Genomic DNA, 18,037 nt, shown 5'->3' with positions numbered 1-18,037 from the left:
ACCGAAAAGCACTCACGGCGGCTGATCAGCTACAACCGGGGGCCTACGTGGTGATGGCCCCTGCCGGTTCCGGCGGGGGCCATCGAGTCCGTTCGGGGGCGCCGTCGGCGGGGGAAACCCGCTGTTCCAGCGGGGTGAGCTGCGCTGGGGTCGACCGTGTTGCCGGGCCGTCACTTCCGGTGTCGTTCTGTTTCGGCGTGGAGGACCGCCGGGCCGATCAGCCGCCGAGCTGGTTGACGCCACCGAGCGGGCCGTGGCTGGCCACGTCGTTGACCTTGTCCAGCGTCGTGTCCGGGGCGACCTTGCCGACCGCAGCGTCGTGTCCGGGGCGACCTTGCCGACCGGGAGGGTGTCGGTCACACCGTCCAGCGCTGCCGCTCCTCGCCGCCGGCAGCGTCGAAGCGACCGGGGAACCGGCCACCACGCCGTGCACCGTCTCGCCCACCAGGTTGACCTCCTGCGGCGCGGGCGGCAGCTGCGCGGGCTTGGTCTGCGGCGCGCCCACCTGGGTGCTGTCCAGCACCGAGCCCAAGCCGGCCGGCAGCTCGTTGACCGGGCCGCCGTGCCTGGCGACCGGGCTGACCGCCACGGCGGGGACGACGTCGCCCACCGGCAGCGCGGCGGTGTCGAGGCTCTTGCCGCCGGTCACACCGCCGAGCAGGCCCGTGACCGGGTTGCTGTCGCCGAGCACGCCGACGCCGCCAAGCACGCCGTCGAGCGGGCCGCCGGCGTTGCTGCGCCCGGTGAGCTGCTTCTCGACCGGGACGACGTCGCCCACGGCCTGCTGCGCGGAGGCAAGCGTGCCCGCGACGTGGTACGTGGTCTGCGCGAGGTTGCTGTCGGTGGGCAGCTCAGCGGGCAGCTGCGGGATCTCGGCCGCGTTCGCGGCAGCGGCGAAGCCGACCGCGCCAGCGCCGCCGACCAACACAGCGGCCGCTGCGGTAAGAGTGCGCTTCATCGCATTGCTCCTCTCTGCACAGGCCGATTCCTGTGCGCCGCGCCGGAGATTACGGAAGGATCACTCACCACCATTCAGCGATCGCATAAGTGGGGAATGTAGACAACCAGTGATCATTATTTGCCTAATTCTCCACGCTTTCGTGGAGCACGACATGGGAGTGATTACTGACCGATCCCCTCCCCTGCGGTTGAGGGCAACCGGCGCACCTGTTCGGCTCGCAGCGCCTCGACCGCGTCGGCGAATTCCGCATAGGCCTCGTGCTCGCTGTCGAACCGGCGGTACCGACCGACCCGCAGCTCGACCGACTCGTACTCGCGGTCCAACGCGTCGGCGGTCTGCTGGCACGCGACCGCCCGGTCCCGGAACTTCGCGTGCCCGGCGAATGCCGCGGCCACCGCGACGACCAGGCACAACGCCACCGCGACCCACCGTGCGTCCACAACGGACACCGATACCGCCGCCACCGTCGCGGCGATGATCGAGCCGCCGATGACCACCGCCTGCAGGACGTTGTCCTTCGAGCGGTCCCGCCGGGCCTCGCCCCGGTAGCGCTCGACGAGATCCGGCAGCTGCGCCCGGTAGCGCCTGTGCGTACCCAGCAGATCCCCGGACCCCAGTTCGTCCAGCATGTTCTCGCGGTACGCGTATTCGAGCGCGCGCAGTTCTGACTCCACCGCGCGAACCTTAAAGTGCTGCTGGTAGACGAATCTCGCCGACGCCGCCATCGAGGCCACGGCCAGCGCGAAAACCACCCCCGCCGGTATTGCGGACACCCATAACGACAGCGCCATCGCGGCGGTGCCGATCAGCAACAGGTTGCCCGGCACCGCCCAGGCCAGCAGGAGCCGCTGCACCATCCGGGCGCGGTAATGCTGTTCGGACCGCTCGGCGATCCGGCGTTCCCAGTCCGGCGGCTGGCGGTCCCCGGCGAGCACTCCGCCGCCGACGATTCCGGCCGTATCCACTCGCTCCATCACATCGAATCCTTCCGGCGCGTTAATGCGATCGAAGTAGCTCCCGGCGCACCACGACAATCGGCCGGGAGGGTGATGATCTGCTCGGCCGATCGGTCCATTGCCGGATGCACCGGGTGATCACTGCTGGGTTCGCACGCCGCTCGCAGTTCGATAATGGGCAGTGATAACAGCCAGTGGTGCACGCCGGACATCGGTTGGCGGTGTCCGGGGTCCGCCACTCTGGCAGCGCCGCACGCGGACGGGTCAACCGGGTCCACCAATCGGGCGTCGACTCGCCGTCGAGAACACACGAAAGGCCTACCGACCCGTCAACTCGGCGTCCGCGTCGCGGTAGAACTCCTCCGGATCCACCGGCCGCCCGGCCACCTCGATCTGGAAGTGCAGGTGCGGCCCGGTCGATTCGCCGCGATCGCCCATCGTCGCGATCAACTCCCCGGCCTGAACCCGTTGTCCGACCGAGACGAAGTCCTCGTCGATGTGCCCGTAAATCGAAACGACGTCGTCGCGGTGCGCAATTCTGATCCACATGCCATAACCGCTCGCCGGACCGGAATCGATGACGATGCCCGTCGACGCCGCGCGGATCGGGGTGCCGATGTCGTTGGCGATGTCGACACCGTTGTGCATCTCGCCCCAGCGCCCACCGAAGCGACTGCTGATCTCGCCGTCCGCTGGCGACACCCATTCCGCTACTGGAGCAGCAGGTGGATCGGGCTCAGTGGGCAGCTTCGCGGCGAAGTCGGCGGCGAATCCCAGGCCGATCGCCGCGCGTTTCGGCTGGTCATCCTGCACAGCCGGGGCCGCCAGGGCACCAGCGGCGCCGAGCACGCTGCCCACGACCAGTCCGACCAGTCCGGCGATCACCGTATTATGTCGCATTGCCATCGCGTTTCCACTCCTCCCGCCGTCCACGGTTATTCGCGCGACGGCCGGGCCGAATTCCGCGTTCGGACGCCGGGCATTCCGAAACCGACGTCCGGGCGGTTCGGAAAGATTGCATCCGAACCGCGCCGGAAATGCATTTCGGAATTGGCTCAATGGAATGACGTGCCGACAATTCGCCGCGTCCCGCGCACAGGTGTCGGGAGGTCCACCACAAGAAATCACCGCGGACACGCACGGTCCACAGTGGTCACGATTCCCGGTGAACCGCGCGCGGGCCGAACCCGAAGAGCCTTCCAGCCATCACGGAGGGTGTCGGACGCGGCCGAGCCGCCGACGTCACCTCCCCGATCCGCACACCACTCGACCGGTAGTCACCCAATCAGACTAAGAGCGAGGTGCACCCGTGCCCTCTTGCTAAGTCACCGGTGGCCCTCACCATCCATCGATCGAGTGCTTACAAGTCGGCGGAAGGGTTCTCAGGGTGGCGGCGAGGCTGCGCGGCGCAGTCGCCGGATCGAACGCCCGCAAAGCGTCCGGGGAGGTCCAGGTGGCTCGGATCGAGACGGTGGCGGTGCACCGTGGCGAGCGGCGGACGAAGCCCAAGGGACTCGACCCCGTCGCAGGCGTACTTGCACGACAAGTTCGCCGGGATGGGAGGCGCGAATCTGCGCTGATGACTAATTCCGGGCTGGTCAGCCTGATCGACAACACCTTAGCGACGCCGGTGAACTTCCGGCCGACGGCAACGGGGTTCGACCTGTCCCGGCACCGCGCGACGAAGTACCTCAACGGCCACTCGGACATCGTGGCCGGTGCGACCGTCGTCCAGGCGGAACGCGTGGAGCGCGCCCGGAACACCTCGAACCACTTCGGCGGCAGCCTCGACCCGCACGCCGGCTTCGTCCTCGCCCGCGGTGTGAACACACTGGCACTGAAGGTCCTGACGCAGCACGAAAACGCGCTGGCGCTGGCCGAATTCCTCGCCGCACGAAAGGAAATCAGCGCTGGAAGTGGCCCGAGCGCTGATCGACGCGGTGCAACTCCCCTACGACACACCAAGTCTCGGCGGAGTGGAGTCCTTGATCACGCGCCCGGCGGCCACGTCGCACGCCGGAATGAGCCGAGCAGACCGGGAATCCCTGGGCACCACCGACGACCTGGTCCGGGTCAGCGTGGGCATCGAGAACCGCGAAGACCTGATCGCCGACTTCGCCCAAGCCCTGAAGAACCTCTGACGCGGCAACGGGGCCGTGAGCGCTTTCGAGCTGCCGCAGAGGCTGTTTTCGAAGTGATCGTCCAGGGTGCGGTTGGGCGGGCTTTTCTTTGAAGCGCCGGCGGCGCTTAGCCCGCCATCGCAACCTGCACGGTCGCGGATTCTCAGACCGTGCCCACCCCGTCAGGGCTCTTGGCGAGGCCAGTCCCCGAAGCCGCGCACTGGACATGCACAAAATCGGGGATCCCCGCAGACCGCCTGAGGTTCCGCCACCGGCACCGCCACGCAGGACGATGACGGAAAACAGCCTCTTACAGCAACCCAAAGGGCTCGCGGCCCCGCGACCTCGTCACTTCGGTTCGACGAACTGGACGTCGAGCTGGATCTTCACCACGTTGCCGAGCAGAGCTTCGCCCGCGCCGAAGTTGATGCCGTAATCGCTTCGGCGGATCTCGCCGTTCGCCTCGAAGCCGGCGTGGCGGCTTCCGTCGAAGACGTCCCCGATCCCGCCGAACTCGACCTCGAAGGTGATCGGCTTGGTCACCTCCCCGATGGTCAGCTCGCCGTCGAGAAACCAGTCCTCGCCTTCGCCGCGCAGCCGGGTCGAGCGGAAGGTCATGGTCGGGCGCTTCTCGACGTCGAGCAGGTCGGAGGCGATGACGTGCGCGTCGCGGTCGGCATTTCCGGTGTCGATGGACGCGACGGAGACGGTGGCGGTGATCGTGCTCTCGTCGAGGGTCTCGCCCACCACGAGTTCGGCCTCGAGCTCGGCGAAGCGGCCGCGCACCTTCGACACGCCCAGGTGCCGGATCGAGAAGCCGACCGAGGAGTGGAACGGGTCGAGGGCCCAGCGGCCGGCGGTCAGCGGGAGTGCGGTCGTTTCAGCAGTCATGGCCCCAATCTCGCGGTTTCGCCGCACCGGAGGGAGACCGCGCTGAGGCTGGTCCTCGCAGGGCCACCCACAAGCGCGCCCCGAGCAGGTAGGTTCCTGTCGTGCGCGACAACGAATTCGGGGCTTTCCTGCGTGCCCGTCGGGAAGCCATCACCCCCGCCGAGGTGGGGCTGCCCACCGGACCGCGACGGCGCACGCCCGGGCTGCGGCGCGCGGAGCTGGCGATGCTCGCCGGGATCAGCGTCGAATACCTCACCCGGCTGGAGCAGGGCCGGGACCGCCACCCGTCGTCCGAGGTGCTGGGCGCCCTCGTCGACGCTCTGCGGCTGTCCTCCGAGCAGCGAGCGCAGTTGTGGCTGATCCTGGGCACGAACAAGCCGAGCGCGCTGTGCCCGCGGGTCGCCGAGCCGCCGGTGCAGACGGTTCGCGAAGGTGTGCAGGCGATCCTCCAGCGGCTCGAGCCGAGTCCGGCGCTGGTGGTCAACCGGATTGGCGACGTCCTCGCCAGCACGGACGGCTACCAGCGATTGGCGGGCCCGGTCGGGGTCCTGGACGCCGAGCAGCCCAACCTGTTGCGCTTCGTGTTCACCGACGACCGCGCCCGCACCGCGCACCCCGAGTGGGCACGCATCGCAGACGCCCAGGTCAACTTCCTCAAGCTCGGTTTCCACTGCGACGACCCGCATTCCGCGGGCCTCGTCGAGGAACTGAGCGCCGCCGCCGGAGCCCCGTTCACCAGCCGGTTCGAGGCGCAGCAGGTCGTACCGGAGCGCACCGGGGTGGAGCGCTGGGTGCATCCCGAGGTCGGCGAGCTGCGGCTGGGTTTCGAGGTCCTGGAGGTGTCGGGCACCGACGACCAGCGCCTGATCGTCTACCTGCCAGCCGACGACTCGACCGCGGCAGCGCTGGACCGCCTCGACGGACGCCACCCCGGCGGCCTGCGGGCAGTCTCCGGCTGACCGTCGTGCGTGGCCACTCCGGTTCTCACCGGAAGCGCTGCCCACCAACGCAGGTGGCGGGTCGAGTCCGGTTCTCCCCGGAAGCGCCGCTCATGAGTCCGCCCAGTCGCGCGGGGACAGGGTGAGGGCTCCGGGGATCGCCGCGAAGGCTCCCCGGACGCATTCGACCAGGTCGTCGAGGGTGTGCGATTCGTCCCGCGCCAGCCACGCCTCCAGCGCGCAGTGGAACGCCGCGACCAGGAGGTCCAGCGCCAGGCGGGCGCGCAGGTCGGCCTGGTCGGGCAGGCCGAAGCGGCGGTGCAGGACCTCGATCGCGGAACGGGTGGTCCGGGCACAGAACTCCCGGCCGTGCGCGTCCATCGACGGCGTCGCGGCGGCCAGCCGCCTGCTGACCAGCACCCGCTCCGCCCAGCCCTCCTCGGGCATCCGCGCCAGCGCCGCGAGCACGGCGTCCTGGATCACCTCCAGCAGCGGCCGGTCGTCCCGTTCGCGGGCTTCGAGGTCGGCCAGGAACGCCGTCCAGAGGTCCTCCGTCGGCGCCAGTGCCACGTCTTCCTTGCAGCCGAAGTAGCGGAAGAACGTGGTCTTGGAAACCTCGACCGCCCCGCACAGCGCGTCGACCGTGGTGGCGTCGAAGCCCTGCTCGGTGAACTTCGCCAGGGCAGTGTCGATCATCGCTTGCCGGGTGCGCAGCTTCTTGCGCTCGCGCAGCGAGACGGAGCGGGGCTGGACGTTCATCGCGGACAGAGTACCGGAGCACTAGCACTACCCAGAAACTTATGATACTTAGTAACATAAGTTACCAGAACGCAATTCAAGCGAGGATTCATGCGCGCACTGCTCGTCGACCGTTCGGCACCCGGCGGCCTCCGGCTCGGCCAAGCCCCCGCCCCCGTTCCCGCGCCGAACCAGGCGCTGGTGCGGGTCACGGCGACTTCCCTCAACTACGGCGAAGTGCGGTTCGGCATCGAGAACGCCTCGGAAGGCAGCGTCCTCGGCTGGGACGCGGCGGGGATCGTCGAACGCGCGGCCGCCGATGGCTCCGGCCCGGCCGAAGGCACTGCGGTCGTCACCCTGGGCCTCAACGGTGCGTGGGCCGAACTCCGAGCCGTCGACACCGAACTGATCGGCACCGTCCCGCAGGGCGCTGACCTCGGCGCGATCAGTACCATCCCGGTGGCCGCCGGGACCGCGTTGCGCGCGCTGCACCGCCTCGGTCCGATCCTCGGCAAGCGCGTGCTGATCACCGGCGCCACCGGCGGTGTCGGGCGATTTGCCGTGCAGCTCGCGCGGATGGGCGGTGCGCACGTCACCGCGTCCACCGGCGATCCCGCCGCGCACGGGGCCAGCCTGCGCGGGATCGGCGCCCACGAAGTCGTCCCGGAGCCGTCCGCATCGGCCACAGTGGATGGTGTGATCGACATGGTCGGGGCCGGGCAGCTGGTGGCCGCCTACGACCGGCTCGCCGAGGGCGGCACCCTGGTCTCGGTCGGTCACGCCACCGGCGAGGGCGAGAACTTCCCGTTCGGCACGCTCGTCGGCGACCAGGGACGGCACGACCGGTCGATCGTCACCTTCTTCCTGCTCAGCTGCACCGGCCTGGCCGCGGACCTGACCTGGTTGGCCGACCGCGTCGCGGCCGGCGACCTGGACCCGCAGGTGTCCTGGCGCGACGCCTGGGACCGCGCCCCAGAGGCGATCGAAGCGCTCCTCAGCCGGACCCTCCACGGCAAGGCCGTCCTCGACGTCGGCTGATGCCGCCGGGCCGTAGGTTTGCGTGCATGGCAAGGAAGATCGTGGTTGTCGGCGCGGGATCGTCGGGACTTCGATCGCGGCGCAGCTGCCCGAGGACGTGTCGGTGACGGTGCTCGACCAAGGCGCATCCGGACGGCTGCAGGGTTCGACCGGGCTCGCGCCCGGTTTCGTGGGCCCGCTCAACGAGGTTCCGGTGTCGACCGAGCTGGCGCGGGCGAGCGCCGAGCTGTACGACGACCTCGAACTGGACGGTGTGCGGGGCTTCGACCGGGTCGGCGGCGTGGAGGTCGCCAGCACGCCGGAGATCGTTGCCAAGCTGGGAGAACGAGCGGAACTCGCGGCGCGGGCAGGACTTCCGCACGGGCTGCTCGACACGGCCGAGACGGTGGCCCTGGCACCCGAACTGATCGACCCGGCGAATTGCAGCCGCGGCCTGCACTACACCCAGGACGGCACCGCAAGGGCCGGGATCATCACCGCAGCGCTGCGTAAGCGCAACCGCGCCCGATTCGTCGACGACGCCGCGGTCGTCGGCATCGAGCTCCGCGGCAACCGCGTGGCGTCGGTGCGGACGACGATGGATTCGTTCCCGCCGGACGACGTCGTGGTGTCCTCCGGCATCTGGGGGCCGGTGGTGGCGTCACTGGTGGATCAGCGGATTCCACTCACGTCCGTCACGCATCCCTACGTCTACGGCCCGAAGCGGGCGGATCCGCGGTGCCGACGCCGTTCGTACGCTGGCCCGAGCAGCACGTCTACGCGCGTGACCAAGACGATCGCATCATCGGCCTCCGCACCTACGACCACACCCCGCAGCCGGTGCCGCTCGACCAGCTCGGCAGAATCGCGGAACAATCGTGGCCCGGCGAGCTGTTCGACGACGCCGTCGGGCGCGCGATGGAACTGCTGCCGGAGGCACACCGGTTCCCCATCTCCGAACGGCTCAGCGAGGTGTTCTCGATGACGCCCGACAACCTCCCGCTCCTCGGCGCGTTCCCGGACGTCACCAGGCTCTGGTCGGCGGTGGCGATCTCGGTGACCAGCGCCGGAGCTGCGGCGCGGGGCCTGGTGGAGCTCATGTGCGACAAGCCGTCGAGCTTCCCCGACCTCGACCGCCTCCGCCCGCACCGCTTCGCCGGCCAGGACCCGGCGGACCTCGAAGCCCGAGCGCTGCGGCTGGACCGCGACATCTATTCCAGCCTGAGACGAACGGCCGTGGGTTCTGCGAGCAGCCACAGCAACCCGAAGGCCCCACCGCCCGCGCAGTGCCCTCCGCCGTGCGGTACTCCGCAGGGCGGTGACCGGCGTCGCCCGTTTCGTTGCTCCCGGCGGACGCAGGGTCAAGCCGAGGCACTGAGGGATGCGATGGCTTCGGTGATTCCCTTCTTGTCGTAGCTGCTGGTGGGCATGGCGTCGCCGTGAGCGTGGCGGATGATGCCCTGGGCGTCGATCAGGACACTGCCGGACTGCTGCATCGATCCGAAGACCTTCCTGCTCAGGCCGATCATCTCGTGCGGGGTGCCGCGACGGCTGGTGGGAATGGGGAACGGGATCTGGCGTTCGGCCTTCCATGCGGCCGCTTTCTCCCGGACCTTGGGGACCGCGAAGAGGACCGCTGATCACGCTGGCGTCCACAAGGGACACCTGTTTCAGGACGGGCAGCATAGGTGTACGCCGCGACGTGCCCGGACACCAGCAGAAAGATGACGAACAACCCGGTCCGCACCGCTGCGCTGCGCAGCAACTGCGGCACGACGCCCAACCGCATCGGTTCCTCCGCGGGCAGCGGCGACAACAGCACCGCAAGCGCAACCGTCACCACCAGCGCTACTACGCCCACGATGCCGAACGGCGTGCACGAACCGCCGAGCTCGCCGAGGCCCGGTGCGATCGCGGTCGGCGACGGGGCAGGACTGCCGGATTGTGTGCACGCTGCGGGCGGACAGCCGCGCCAGCGTCAAGCGGTCGACCAGGGCGCCGCCGTCGCGGTAGCGCACGGTCGGAGGGCGGGCCATGTGGCGAGATTTCTTCGGCTGCTCAACTGAAGCGCTAACCCGGGGCTTTCATGGCGGTGTGGGATCGGCGGTGTGCCGTGAACGGAGAATGGTGCTCTGAACTGCGATAATACGGCTTGCTGAAGGTCGTATCGGTCGCAGATTCAGGAGCACCATTCAGGTGGGTCAGTGTAGTTCGCCGTACCCGCGGCTGGCCGTGGACGGGTCGGGTTCGGGTGTCGTGTCGCAGGCCGGGGCGGTACTGCTGTTACGCACAGCCGAAACAGTGAGCGTGACCAGCGGATTGTCCGAAGCGTTATCGCCGTGGAGGAAACCTCTCGCGGTACATGATCCAGGCAAGATCGTGCTGGATCTCGCGATCGCGGTCGCTGGAGGCCCTGACTGCCTGGCCGATATCGCACTGGTGCGGGCCGAGTCGGGCGTGTTCGGTTCTGTGGCCTCGGATCCGACCGTGTCCCGGCTGATCACCGAGCTGGCCGGTGATGCGGGAAAGGCGGTGGCGGCCATCCGTGTGGCAACGCGCCCGGTCACGGCATCGACGCCGATAGTCCATTGGTCATCGATCTGGATGCCACCCTGGTGGCCGCGCATTCGGACAAACAACACGCCGCGCCGACGTTCAAGAAGACCTTCGGTCACCACCCGCTCGGCGCTTGGGCCGACCACGGCCCCACCGGTACGGGCGAGCCGCTGGCGATCATGCTGCGACCGGGTCGTGCCGGCAGTAACACCGCCGCCGACCCCAAACAGGTCCTGGCCGACGCGCTGGCCCAGTTACCGTGGCAGCCGGGTTACCGGGTCGGGCGGAAAGGGCTCATCCGTTGCGATTCCGCCGGTGGGACCCACGAATTCCTGCGCTACTGCGAAAACCGGCGGCTGCAGTACTCGGTCGGCTACACACTCACCGAAACCACCGCTACCGCAGTCGATCTCATCCCCGCTCAGGCGTGGACACCCGCTTACAACAGCGATGGTGACGTCCGTGATGGGGCGTGGGTGGCGGAGCTGACCGGGCTGATCGACCTCACCGACCGGCCGCCCGGCATGCGCGTGATCGTCCGGAAGGAACGCCCCCATCCCGGCGCGCAGCTGCGATTCACCGACCGCGACGGGCTCCGCCTGACCGCGTTCGCCACCAACACGTCTCGCGGCCAGCTGCCAGATCTGGAGCTACGGCACCGCCGCCGCGCCCGCTGCGAGGACCGCATCCGCGCCGCGAAAGACACCGGGCTGCGCAACCTGCCCCTGCACGGCTTCGACGCCAACCGCATCTGGATCGAAATCGCCTGCCTGGCAACAGAACTCACCACCTGGATGCAGACCCTCGCCCTGCACGACCACCAAGCTCGCCGCTGGGAACCCAAACGCCTACGCCTACGGCTGCTTTCCGCCGCAGCCCGACTGGCCCGCCACGCCCGGCAAACCCGCCTCCGATTCGCAGCCCACTGGCCCTACACCGAGCTGATCATCGCCGCGCTGGCCCGCCTGCAACCCGGCTGACCAGCACCGACCCGACCCTACGACCAAAGAAAGGAAACCCCACCGGGCCCGTGGAACCCAGCAGCCACCCGCTGAACGGGCCACCGACCACACCCAACGACCAGAAACCACGATCAAAAACCCGACCCACGCCCGCACAGGCCAACCCACCCACCGCGCGAAAGATCCGGGCTAATGTATGAATTCTAAGAAAATAAGAGGAAGATCACGATGATGGTTTGCATCGTGCTCTTTTCGAGTGATTGAAGCGGGTTTTGCAGGTGCGCGGTCCTCATCTGGTTAGCGTGGACCCCATGACATCACTACAACGTGCTGGCACTGTTGTCTGCGCAGCTGCTGGTTTCCTGCTGGGGCGGTTCCAGCTTCGGCTAACGCCGCTGCGGCGCAGAGTTCGGCCGACGTCGATATAAAAGCTGTGCGCGCCTGGGCGTGTTTTTATGGATCTGCCCTCCCAAGTTCCATCGTCGCCGAGTCCGGCTCCCCTTCAGGGCAAACCCTGAAGATGCGGTGCGGTGACCCCACCAAGGGCGTGGTCCATGTGGACCTTGATCACGAAATTACGGAACAGACCGCCGATGCTTTCCAGAACTGCCTGTCGGACACTATGCAATTTGGCGGGTACGATCGTCCCGGCACGAATCCTAGTCTTTCAGTCTGGCGCTGGCAGTTCGGTCCCGGCCGGGGCGACGCCGCAGAGTTCGTGTATGAAAGCGCTAACGGCGAACGGATCACCTTCTACAACCTGGGCGTGGCGTCGGGGAACGAGTGGCAACGTTGCGCTGGCGCTCGATGAGCGAGATCTTTACAGCCCATGAGTGAAGATCAGCAGCGCGCGGTGTCGGAGACGTTCGAGGTTCGCCTGTCAGGCGAGCGCGGCGGCGTCATGCTTGCAGTGACGGACGCTGGGGAGTTCACCTTCAGTACGTCCGCTACGCGGAGTTCTCTGAACAACCTTGCGGAGGTGGTGCTTGCACTCGCGCACGGGGCTGATGTCGGCTGCGTGTTGTGGGCCACTGAAGGCCCAAGCGATAGAAGTGTGTTCCTGGACTTCGCGCTGGATTGGCAGGGTACGCTCGCGGTCGCCGTGCATCGCCTTGCCAGCTGGGAATGGCTCCAGCCAACGACCATGTGGACACCGCGTCGAGCGGACTGACCCTTTCCGGGTAAGCATCTGTGGCTCTGGGTAGTCGTCGTGGCTGCGGCTGGTGCGTGTGGCGGTGACACGCCGAAGTTGTTGTGATGCAAAGTTAAAGCGCGGAACCCCGGGTATGAATTTGGTCCTACCACAGATCAACTTCATAGGAGTTCCGCGCCTGATGAGTGTGACATACACCGCGACGTTGCCGGTACGCGACCTGACCGTGCTGTACCTGTCGAGCTTGCTGCACACCCAACGCCTGCGGTGCGGCACCCGCAAGCACCGGAGATCGCTGAGCACATACAAGCAGGCGATCCTGGTGCTGCGCTGGTTTCTCGACGGCACTCGCGTGAAACAGCTGGCCGTCGATCACACGATCAGCTCCTCCACCGCATACACCTATCTCCATGAGGGATTCGCAGTGCTCGCCGCCCAGGCTCCAGCACTGGAATCAGCACTGCTGGCAGCGAAAATCGCAGGCCACGGCCACATCTCCATCGATGGCACCCTGATCGAAACCGATCGGGTCCGTACACCCGGCCCCACTCGTGGCGTGGACCTGTGGTGGTCGGGAAAACACTCCAACCACGGAGGCAACATCCAGGTCATCACCGCCCCCGACGGCTGGCCGCTATGGACCTCCCAGGTGCGCCCGGGCCGCGAGCACGACACCACCGCGCTCCGCGCCCACCCCGAAATCATGCCCGCCCTCACCGCCTGGACCAGCGATGACCTGCCCGTCCTGGGCGATTTAGGCTACGAAGGCGAATCCGGCACCATCACCGTCGCCTTCAAGAAACCGAAAGGCGGCGAACTCACCGACGACCAGAAAGCCCACAACAAGACCCACAACGGCAAACGAGCCATCGGGGAACGCGGAAACTCCGTGCTCAAAACGACCTTCAAAGCACTCCGCAACATAAGCCTGTGCCCCCGGAAAATCGGCACCATCGTCAAAGCCGCCCTCGTCATCCTTCACACCGAACACGACCGCACAACATGATCACCCACAGCGACCAACCGTTACCCGGAAAGGCTCACTGTGTCGTCGAAGCAAGAGTTCCGTTCTCTCAGTTCGTCGTCAACGTCACGCGCGAGCTTCAGCTCCTCCGGAAGGAAGAAACCGACCCTGCCGGGTATATGTCCAATTGGGGTCATTACTTCCCGGTGTCGTTGTTTGAGCAGCTCCAACGAGTCGGTGCGAGATATGGCTACCTGGCTAGCGCTGACCCACGTCAATTCAGGGGGCATGAAAATTGAGAAGAACACTGGTAGGTGCGACCGCGGTTGCGATGATGTTGCTGGGGGTTCCTGGGGCAGCGACCGCAGAAGGCGACGACGTTGATGTCGCTTCGCCGCCCGCTCCTGGCTGTATGACGTGGCGCGTGGTCAAAAAGATTCCACCTCTCTACACGACCTTCCGCATCCACAACGGCTGTGTGGCGCCGTACACCGTGCGCCTAGACATTGCCTATGCGCCCGACACGGCGTGTGTGCGCGTGGATCCCTTCAGATTCGTTGATCAGGATAATGACTGGAACTACGGCGAGCCGTCGATTCAAGGCGTAGTTCTCTGTGAGTGACCTCTGGTCTGATGAGTGATCGCGGGTGTGGTGGTCTCCGGCAATCAGACGGGACGCCATCACACCCGTTTAGCGCGGTGCTTCTGGAGACTGACCATCAGTGCGGCGCCGTGCTACGCAAGTGCCGCTCCGAGACGCAGTGGGTCGAAGCCGCAGAGTGTGGCCCGGCAGGCACCGCAGCGGACCACGACGGTGTCGGTGCCGCCGATCGGGAACAGCGGGCCGTCACAGCTCGGGCACGGGGCGACCGGCTGCGGTGGGATGTCCCGGGCCAGGCGCCGGACTTGGGTATGGAGGTCGCGGAGGTCCGCGGCGAGTTCGTCAACCCATACCTGTCGGGTGCACCAGTCGATCCGGCCGCGCAGGTATCCGGCTTCGCTGGTGATCGTCGCTGTCCGTGATGGCCACGATTCTGGCGGCTCGCCTGTGCGGTTGCGTTCGCGGCAGACTCACGCGGCAAAGGCCGTCAGGGTGACGAGGATCGGGCGCACGTTGCCGTCGACGTCGTCGGGGGCGACTGCATGCAGGCGCTGCAGGCCCGCACGGTGCCGGTCGATTCGGTTCCGTCGGGGAACCGTGCGAGCAGGCTTAGATTTCGGCCGTCCTGGATGCCTGCCGCGCCGAGTCCCTGCTGTACGGCGCGGTCGGCGATGTGCTGGCGTTCGGCCAAGTCGTCACCCTCGTTAGGGCTTGTAATCCCCAACAGCAGGGGCGGCGTGCTCCACTACGGCAACTTTCAGCGGGACGTCTTCAAGCGGGCCGTCACTACCACCAGCCTGACAGGCGTCACATCGCACGATCTCCGGCACACCTACGCGTCGTGGGTGGGTGCACGAGGTGCTGTCGAAGCTTCCGGGGGATGCCTCTGTGCAAACCACCGAGCAGTAAGCCCACCTTGCCGACGCCCAGTGGGACGCCGTCCGCGCTGCCTTCGGCGAGCCGCAGAACGCCCAGCCAACCTCCTCCGAGCAGGACGTCGCCGACGAGTTTGCCGCGAACGCTGCAACCCGTTTGCACCCCCGAAAACGACACTGCGGCGGGAGCCGAGATCATCGATCTCTTCTCCCGCCGCAGGTCAGCGGGTTGACCGCTGCGGAGCCGCCTAAGGGAATCGAACCCTTGACCTACGCATTACGAGATCTTCGGTAGTCGGTCCACACGGGTGCCTAGTCGTACCTTTGCGCTGGTCAGCGTCATTGCTGGAACATTGGGGGATGGTTGGCACGGGTGCGGACTGAGACGGAAACTGAGCCGAGCCGATCATCTCGACGGCTGAGAGCTCGGGTTCGTGCTGGGGGGTCCAGCGACATAGCCCCGGCGAGTTCGTGGCGTCTACCGCGATCTCAGAGCCTCTTGAGAGCCTCGCTGAGACTCGGAGCTCACGCGGTAGCTCCGAGTCGGTTCACTGGCCGATCTACGTCCTACAGGCTGCTGAGCGCACCTCGGGCCCAGTCCCTAGGCCTAGATGGGCCGCTATACACCGATCCGGGGGCCGTGAGCAGCGGGCTAGGGCATAGAGGTGGTCCCGGCCGCCCGTCCATCCCCCAATGTTCCAGCCTCTTCGGGCGCTGTCCCGGTTACTGCTCGATCACCTTGGGGCCAAGCTCTGACTGGACTTTTGCCCCCCGTTGGAAGCAGGCACCGGAAGGGTCCGCTGGATCATCAGCAACGATCCGAACCAATTCGAATCCACGTGCCAAGTAGTAATGATGGAGCGAGGTATTCGAGCGCCATGCATCAAGTCGCAACCATGAGCGGCCATCTGCCGCCGCTCGCCGTCCAGCCCAATCGAGCAATGCGCTGCCAAGCTCGAAACCGCTTGCCCATCTTTCGGTGACCATGCGATGTGCGTACAGAGCATCGGCTGGATTGTCGAGCTTCCAATAACGCGGTTCAGCGTCCGTATCGACGGTAAGCATTCCGGCTGGACGGCCGCCATCCACGTCTGCGATCCAGACACTTCCGGCCTTAACTGTGCGTGTAATGTTGTGCATCTTGACCGGATATTGCCATTGGTCGAATCCATGTTTAGCCAACCACTGTGATGAGCGCGTCCACATCGCAGCGATCATATCGATGTCGGGTACCTCTGCCCGACGCAGGTACACGGCTTCGATCATGGCTCCACCATGTGGTGATCACGCTGGAAGAGGATCACATGTCGATCTCCCGGCAACACGAAGTACTCGACACGAACCACTTTGTCGTCAGCCGTATAGCCGGTCACGTAATGGACGGCGACGGGCGTACCGGCACTAAGGTCTAGGCGACTCGTTTCCTCAGGCGTCGGCATACGAACGTAGAATTCATCAATTGCCTTGACTTCGCGGCCGAGGATGTTTTCGATAACCGAATTTGAGCCCTGCGGAAGGTCGGCAGGTTCCATGACGGCGGTGTCCTTGGCTACAGAGTGCAGATAAAACGTGTCGTTAATGTTGTACGGCTCGTCATCGATCCACCGGACACGTTTTCTGGCCACGACCGGCGTTCCCTCCGGGACACCGAATCGTTCGGCAACAATACCCTTCGCTTGCTCAACCGCAATTTCGATACTTTGCGAAGGCTTCCGACCGTCCTGGACCAGCCCAGCCATGAACCGGTCCATCGTGGACGAGATACGCGGCTCTTTCTCCTGCTGAGGCCGGTACACCATGTTACGTCGAGCGCGAACGATCCGACCGAGACCGGCCCTGGCAGCGACTAGCCCCTCCTGCTCAAGGGTTCGAAGCGCCTGCCGAACTGTGATGCGGCTCACATCATACTCGCGGCCAAGTTCAGCTTCGGAAGGCAGCTTTTGCCCGGGAGTCAACTTCCCCTCGATGATCCGTTTCCGCAGGTCATCGCTAATGCGACTGTGCAACGTACCGCTTGACATTGGTCCCTCCGAGTGATCCGGCCGGACTCCTTGACACCGAGCATACCCGTCATTACATTCGAGCTCACCTGATATGACAGGTACAACAGGCACTACAGGCAAGTCAGGTGCTTGGAGACACAAGAAGGCCCCGCCCGGTGCTGGCACACCGGAACGGGGCGGGACATCTCAAGGATGGGACCGAAAGATGCAGTTCGAGGATAGCGGGATGTACCGGGTGAAGGCAGTAGCCGAGATGTTTGACGTTTCGGTGAACACGATCTACCGGGCGATCGAGTCCGGCGACCTGGCCGCGCTGAAGCTGGGCACGGGCAAGGGCACGATCCGCATCGAGGGTTCGGCCCTGAGTGTCTACAAGGAGAAGTGCGCGGAGGCCGCGTACGAGGCGTTCGTGACCGGGGACGAGCTGGCCGCTGAGGCTGCCGACGACGCGCAGGTTGGGGAGGTGGCCTGAGATGGCGCAGAACAAGGCTTACGGCATGGCCAACGGGCAGGTCACCGAGTTCACCGCAGCTCACCGGGAGTTCAACGACACCCCGCCCGCCATGCAGCTCACGCTGACGGTACCGATGGAGGATGAGGACATCGCGGCGGTGTACTACCTGGTCATGAACGGTGGCGGGCTGCTGTCGGACCTCGACGACGAGGCGTGGGCCCGGGAGGTGCTGTTCGACACGCTGTTCAACGACTCGGCGGAGAACATCGAGTCGAACAGGCTGGAAATGGCCGAGCTGGAGCCCGGCACCGAGGAATACGAGTTGGCGCAGGCCATCCGGGCGCGGGTCGCGGAGATCTTCTCCCCGGTGTCGGCCCCGGCCCAGCGGAAGCGGTCGCGGGCGAAGGTGAGCCGGTGATGGCCGCCAAGGTGACGAAGCTGCGGCAGGTCCGGCAGATGCTCGGGTGGACTCAGGGCGAGCTGGCCAGCCACGTGATCAGGGCGGCGGAGGCGCGGGGCATCCGGTTGGGTGCTTTGGGCACGCTCAAGGGCCTGATCTGCGGGTGGGAACAGGGCAAGCTCACGGTCTCGCAGACCTACCGGGACCTGCTGGCCACGGTCTACGGCACCACGCCGGAAGCGCTGGGCCTGGCCGAGGTGTGGTCGCGGAACTTCCCGATTGTGACGTGGGAGGAGATCCGGCGCGGTGTGCACCCGAACAGGGGGCCCAGCCCTCGCGACCCGGTCATCGGCGGCCAGCTCGGCGTGAGCTTCGACCGGGACGGGGTGGCGTGATGACCACGTTGAGCCTGCACGGGGCGACAACGCTGCTGTACGCCGCGCCGGTC

General features: G+C 66.5%; 19 protein-coding genes and 2 pseudogenes. 14 read left to right on the top strand and 7 right to left on the bottom strand.

What is annotated here, in order from left to right; genetic code table 11:
- Positions 1-217: 217 nt before the first annotated feature.
- The 3 genes from SSPN_RS57765 to SSPN_RS44795 form a co-directional block, all read right to left on the bottom strand.
- Positions 218-958, bottom strand: coding sequence for a hypothetical protein (locus tag SSPN_RS57765; RefSeq protein ID WP_010308072.1), 741 nt, complete (start codon positions 956-958; stop codon positions 218-220).
- A 164-nt stretch (positions 959-1,122) separates the two neighbouring features.
- Positions 1,123-1,935: an SLATT domain-containing protein gene (locus SSPN_RS0120705; RefSeq protein ID WP_010308067.1), complete on the bottom strand. Its 813-nt coding sequence runs from the start codon at positions 1,933-1,935 to the stop codon at positions 1,123-1,125.
- 300 nt (positions 1,936-2,235) lie between these two features.
- The gene (locus SSPN_RS44795; protein WP_083821986.1) at positions 2,236-2,823 is read right to left on the bottom strand and encodes a M23 family metallopeptidase; all 588 of its coding nucleotides are present in this window, start codon (positions 2,821-2,823) and stop codon (positions 2,236-2,238) included.
- 673 nt (positions 2,824-3,496) lie between these two features.
- Between SSPN_RS44795 and SSPN_RS60075 the strand changes: the two are divergent.
- Positions 3,497-4,058 (top strand): annotated as a pseudogene (locus tag SSPN_RS60075) (PLP-dependent transferase).
- 327 nt (positions 4,059-4,385) lie between these two features.
- Here SSPN_RS60075 and SSPN_RS0120690 read toward each other — a convergent pair.
- Positions 4,386-4,928, bottom strand: a complete 543-nt coding sequence (locus tag SSPN_RS0120690) for a YceI family protein (protein WP_010308054.1) — start codon at positions 4,926-4,928, stop codon at positions 4,386-4,388.
- 101 nt (positions 4,929-5,029) lie between these two features.
- On the opposite strand from SSPN_RS0120690, the gene SSPN_RS0120685 reads away from it, so the two are divergent.
- Entirely contained in the window at positions 5,030-5,887 is an 858-nt protein-coding gene (locus tag SSPN_RS0120685) for a helix-turn-helix transcriptional regulator (protein ID WP_010308050.1), read from the top strand.
- A 90-nt stretch (positions 5,888-5,977) separates the two neighbouring features.
- On the opposite strand, the gene SSPN_RS0120680 is transcribed toward SSPN_RS0120685, so the two are convergent.
- Entirely contained in the window at positions 5,978-6,625 is a 648-nt protein-coding gene (locus SSPN_RS0120680; protein WP_010308047.1) for a TetR/AcrR family transcriptional regulator, read from the bottom strand.
- Positions 6,626-6,715: 90 nt separating this feature from the next.
- Between SSPN_RS0120680 and SSPN_RS0120675 the strand changes: the two genes are divergently transcribed.
- The 9 genes and pseudogenes from SSPN_RS0120675 (at position 6,716) to SSPN_RS55100 (ending at position 13,878) form a co-directional block, all read left to right on the top strand.
- Positions 6,716-7,642: a zinc-binding dehydrogenase gene (locus tag SSPN_RS0120675; protein WP_010308042.1), complete on the top strand. Its 927-nt coding sequence runs from the start codon at positions 6,716-6,718 to the stop codon at positions 7,640-7,642.
- A gap of 22 nt (positions 7,643-7,664) precedes the next feature.
- A complete protein-coding gene (locus SSPN_RS44785) occupies positions 7,665-8,606 on the top strand; it encodes an NAD(P)/FAD-dependent oxidoreductase (RefSeq protein ID WP_010308038.1) in 942 nt (313 codons plus the stop codon).
- Positions 8,603-9,037, top strand: coding sequence for an FAD-binding oxidoreductase (locus tag SSPN_RS58495; protein ID WP_202798882.1), 435 nt, complete (start codon positions 8,603-8,605; stop codon positions 9,035-9,037). Before SSPN_RS44785 ends, SSPN_RS58495 begins: the two co-directional genes overlap by 4 nt.
- A gap of 308 nt (positions 9,038-9,345) precedes the next feature.
- Positions 9,346-9,687, top strand: coding sequence for a hypothetical protein (locus SSPN_RS0120660; protein WP_143539455.1), 342 nt, complete (start codon positions 9,346-9,348; stop codon positions 9,685-9,687).
- 130 nt (positions 9,688-9,817) lie between these two features.
- Positions 9,818-11,157 (top strand): annotated as a pseudogene (locus SSPN_RS44775) (IS1380 family transposase).
- A 415-nt stretch (positions 11,158-11,572) separates the two neighbouring features.
- Positions 11,573-11,950, top strand: coding sequence for a hypothetical protein (locus tag SSPN_RS55105; RefSeq protein WP_143539454.1), 378 nt, complete (start codon positions 11,573-11,575; stop codon positions 11,948-11,950).
- Between the two features lie 18 nt (positions 11,951-11,968).
- Entirely contained in the window at positions 11,969-12,310 is a 342-nt protein-coding gene (locus SSPN_RS0120650) for a hypothetical protein (RefSeq protein WP_010308021.1), read from the top strand.
- 163 nt (positions 12,311-12,473) lie between these two features.
- Positions 12,474-13,298 (top strand): HARBI1 family protein, encoded by an 825-nt coding sequence (locus SSPN_RS0120645; protein WP_029535146.1) that lies wholly within the window; start codon positions 12,474-12,476, stop codon positions 13,296-13,298.
- 289 nt (positions 13,299-13,587) lie between these two features.
- A complete protein-coding gene (locus SSPN_RS55100; RefSeq protein WP_143539453.1) occupies positions 13,588-13,878 on the top strand; it encodes a hypothetical protein in 291 nt (96 codons plus the stop codon).
- A gap of 1,577 nt (positions 13,879-15,455) precedes the next feature.
- On the opposite strand, the gene SSPN_RS55095 is transcribed toward SSPN_RS55100, so the two are convergent.
- Positions 15,456-15,998: a GNAT family N-acetyltransferase gene (locus SSPN_RS55095; RefSeq protein ID WP_143539452.1), complete on the bottom strand. Its 543-nt coding sequence runs from the start codon at positions 15,996-15,998 to the stop codon at positions 15,456-15,458.
- A complete protein-coding gene (locus SSPN_RS0120635; protein ID WP_010308010.1) occupies positions 15,995-16,753 on the bottom strand; it encodes a GntR family transcriptional regulator in 759 nt (252 codons plus the stop codon). Before SSPN_RS0120635 ends, SSPN_RS55095 begins: the two co-directional genes overlap by 4 nt.
- 187 nt (positions 16,754-16,940) lie before the next feature.
- Here SSPN_RS0120635 and SSPN_RS0120630 point away from each other — a divergent pair, with 187 nt between their 5' ends.
- The 3 genes from SSPN_RS0120630 to SSPN_RS0120620 are packed head-to-tail and all read left to right on the top strand — an operon-like array spanning position 16,941 to position 17,984.
- Entirely contained in the window at positions 16,941-17,207 is a 267-nt protein-coding gene (locus tag SSPN_RS0120630; protein WP_010308006.1) for a helix-turn-helix domain-containing protein, read from the top strand.
- Between the two features lies 1 nt (position 17,208).
- Positions 17,209-17,607 carry a hypothetical protein gene (locus tag SSPN_RS0120625; RefSeq protein ID WP_010308002.1) on the top strand — a complete coding sequence of 133 codons (399 nt, stop codon included), beginning with the start codon at positions 17,209-17,211 and terminating at the stop codon, positions 17,605-17,607.
- Positions 17,607-17,984, top strand: a complete 378-nt coding sequence (locus SSPN_RS0120620; protein WP_010307999.1) for a helix-turn-helix domain-containing protein — start codon at positions 17,607-17,609, stop codon at positions 17,982-17,984. Before SSPN_RS0120625 ends, SSPN_RS0120620 begins: the two co-directional genes overlap by 1 nt.
- Positions 17,985-18,037: the final 53 nt, after the last annotated feature.

This window comes from Saccharopolyspora spinosa NRRL 18395, assembly GCF_000194155.1.
Lineage (GTDB): Bacteria > Actinomycetota > Actinomycetes > Mycobacteriales > Pseudonocardiaceae > Saccharopolyspora > Saccharopolyspora spinosa.
Note: the sequence above shows the minus strand (reverse complement) of the source record. Positions and strands in the feature narration are given on the sequence as shown.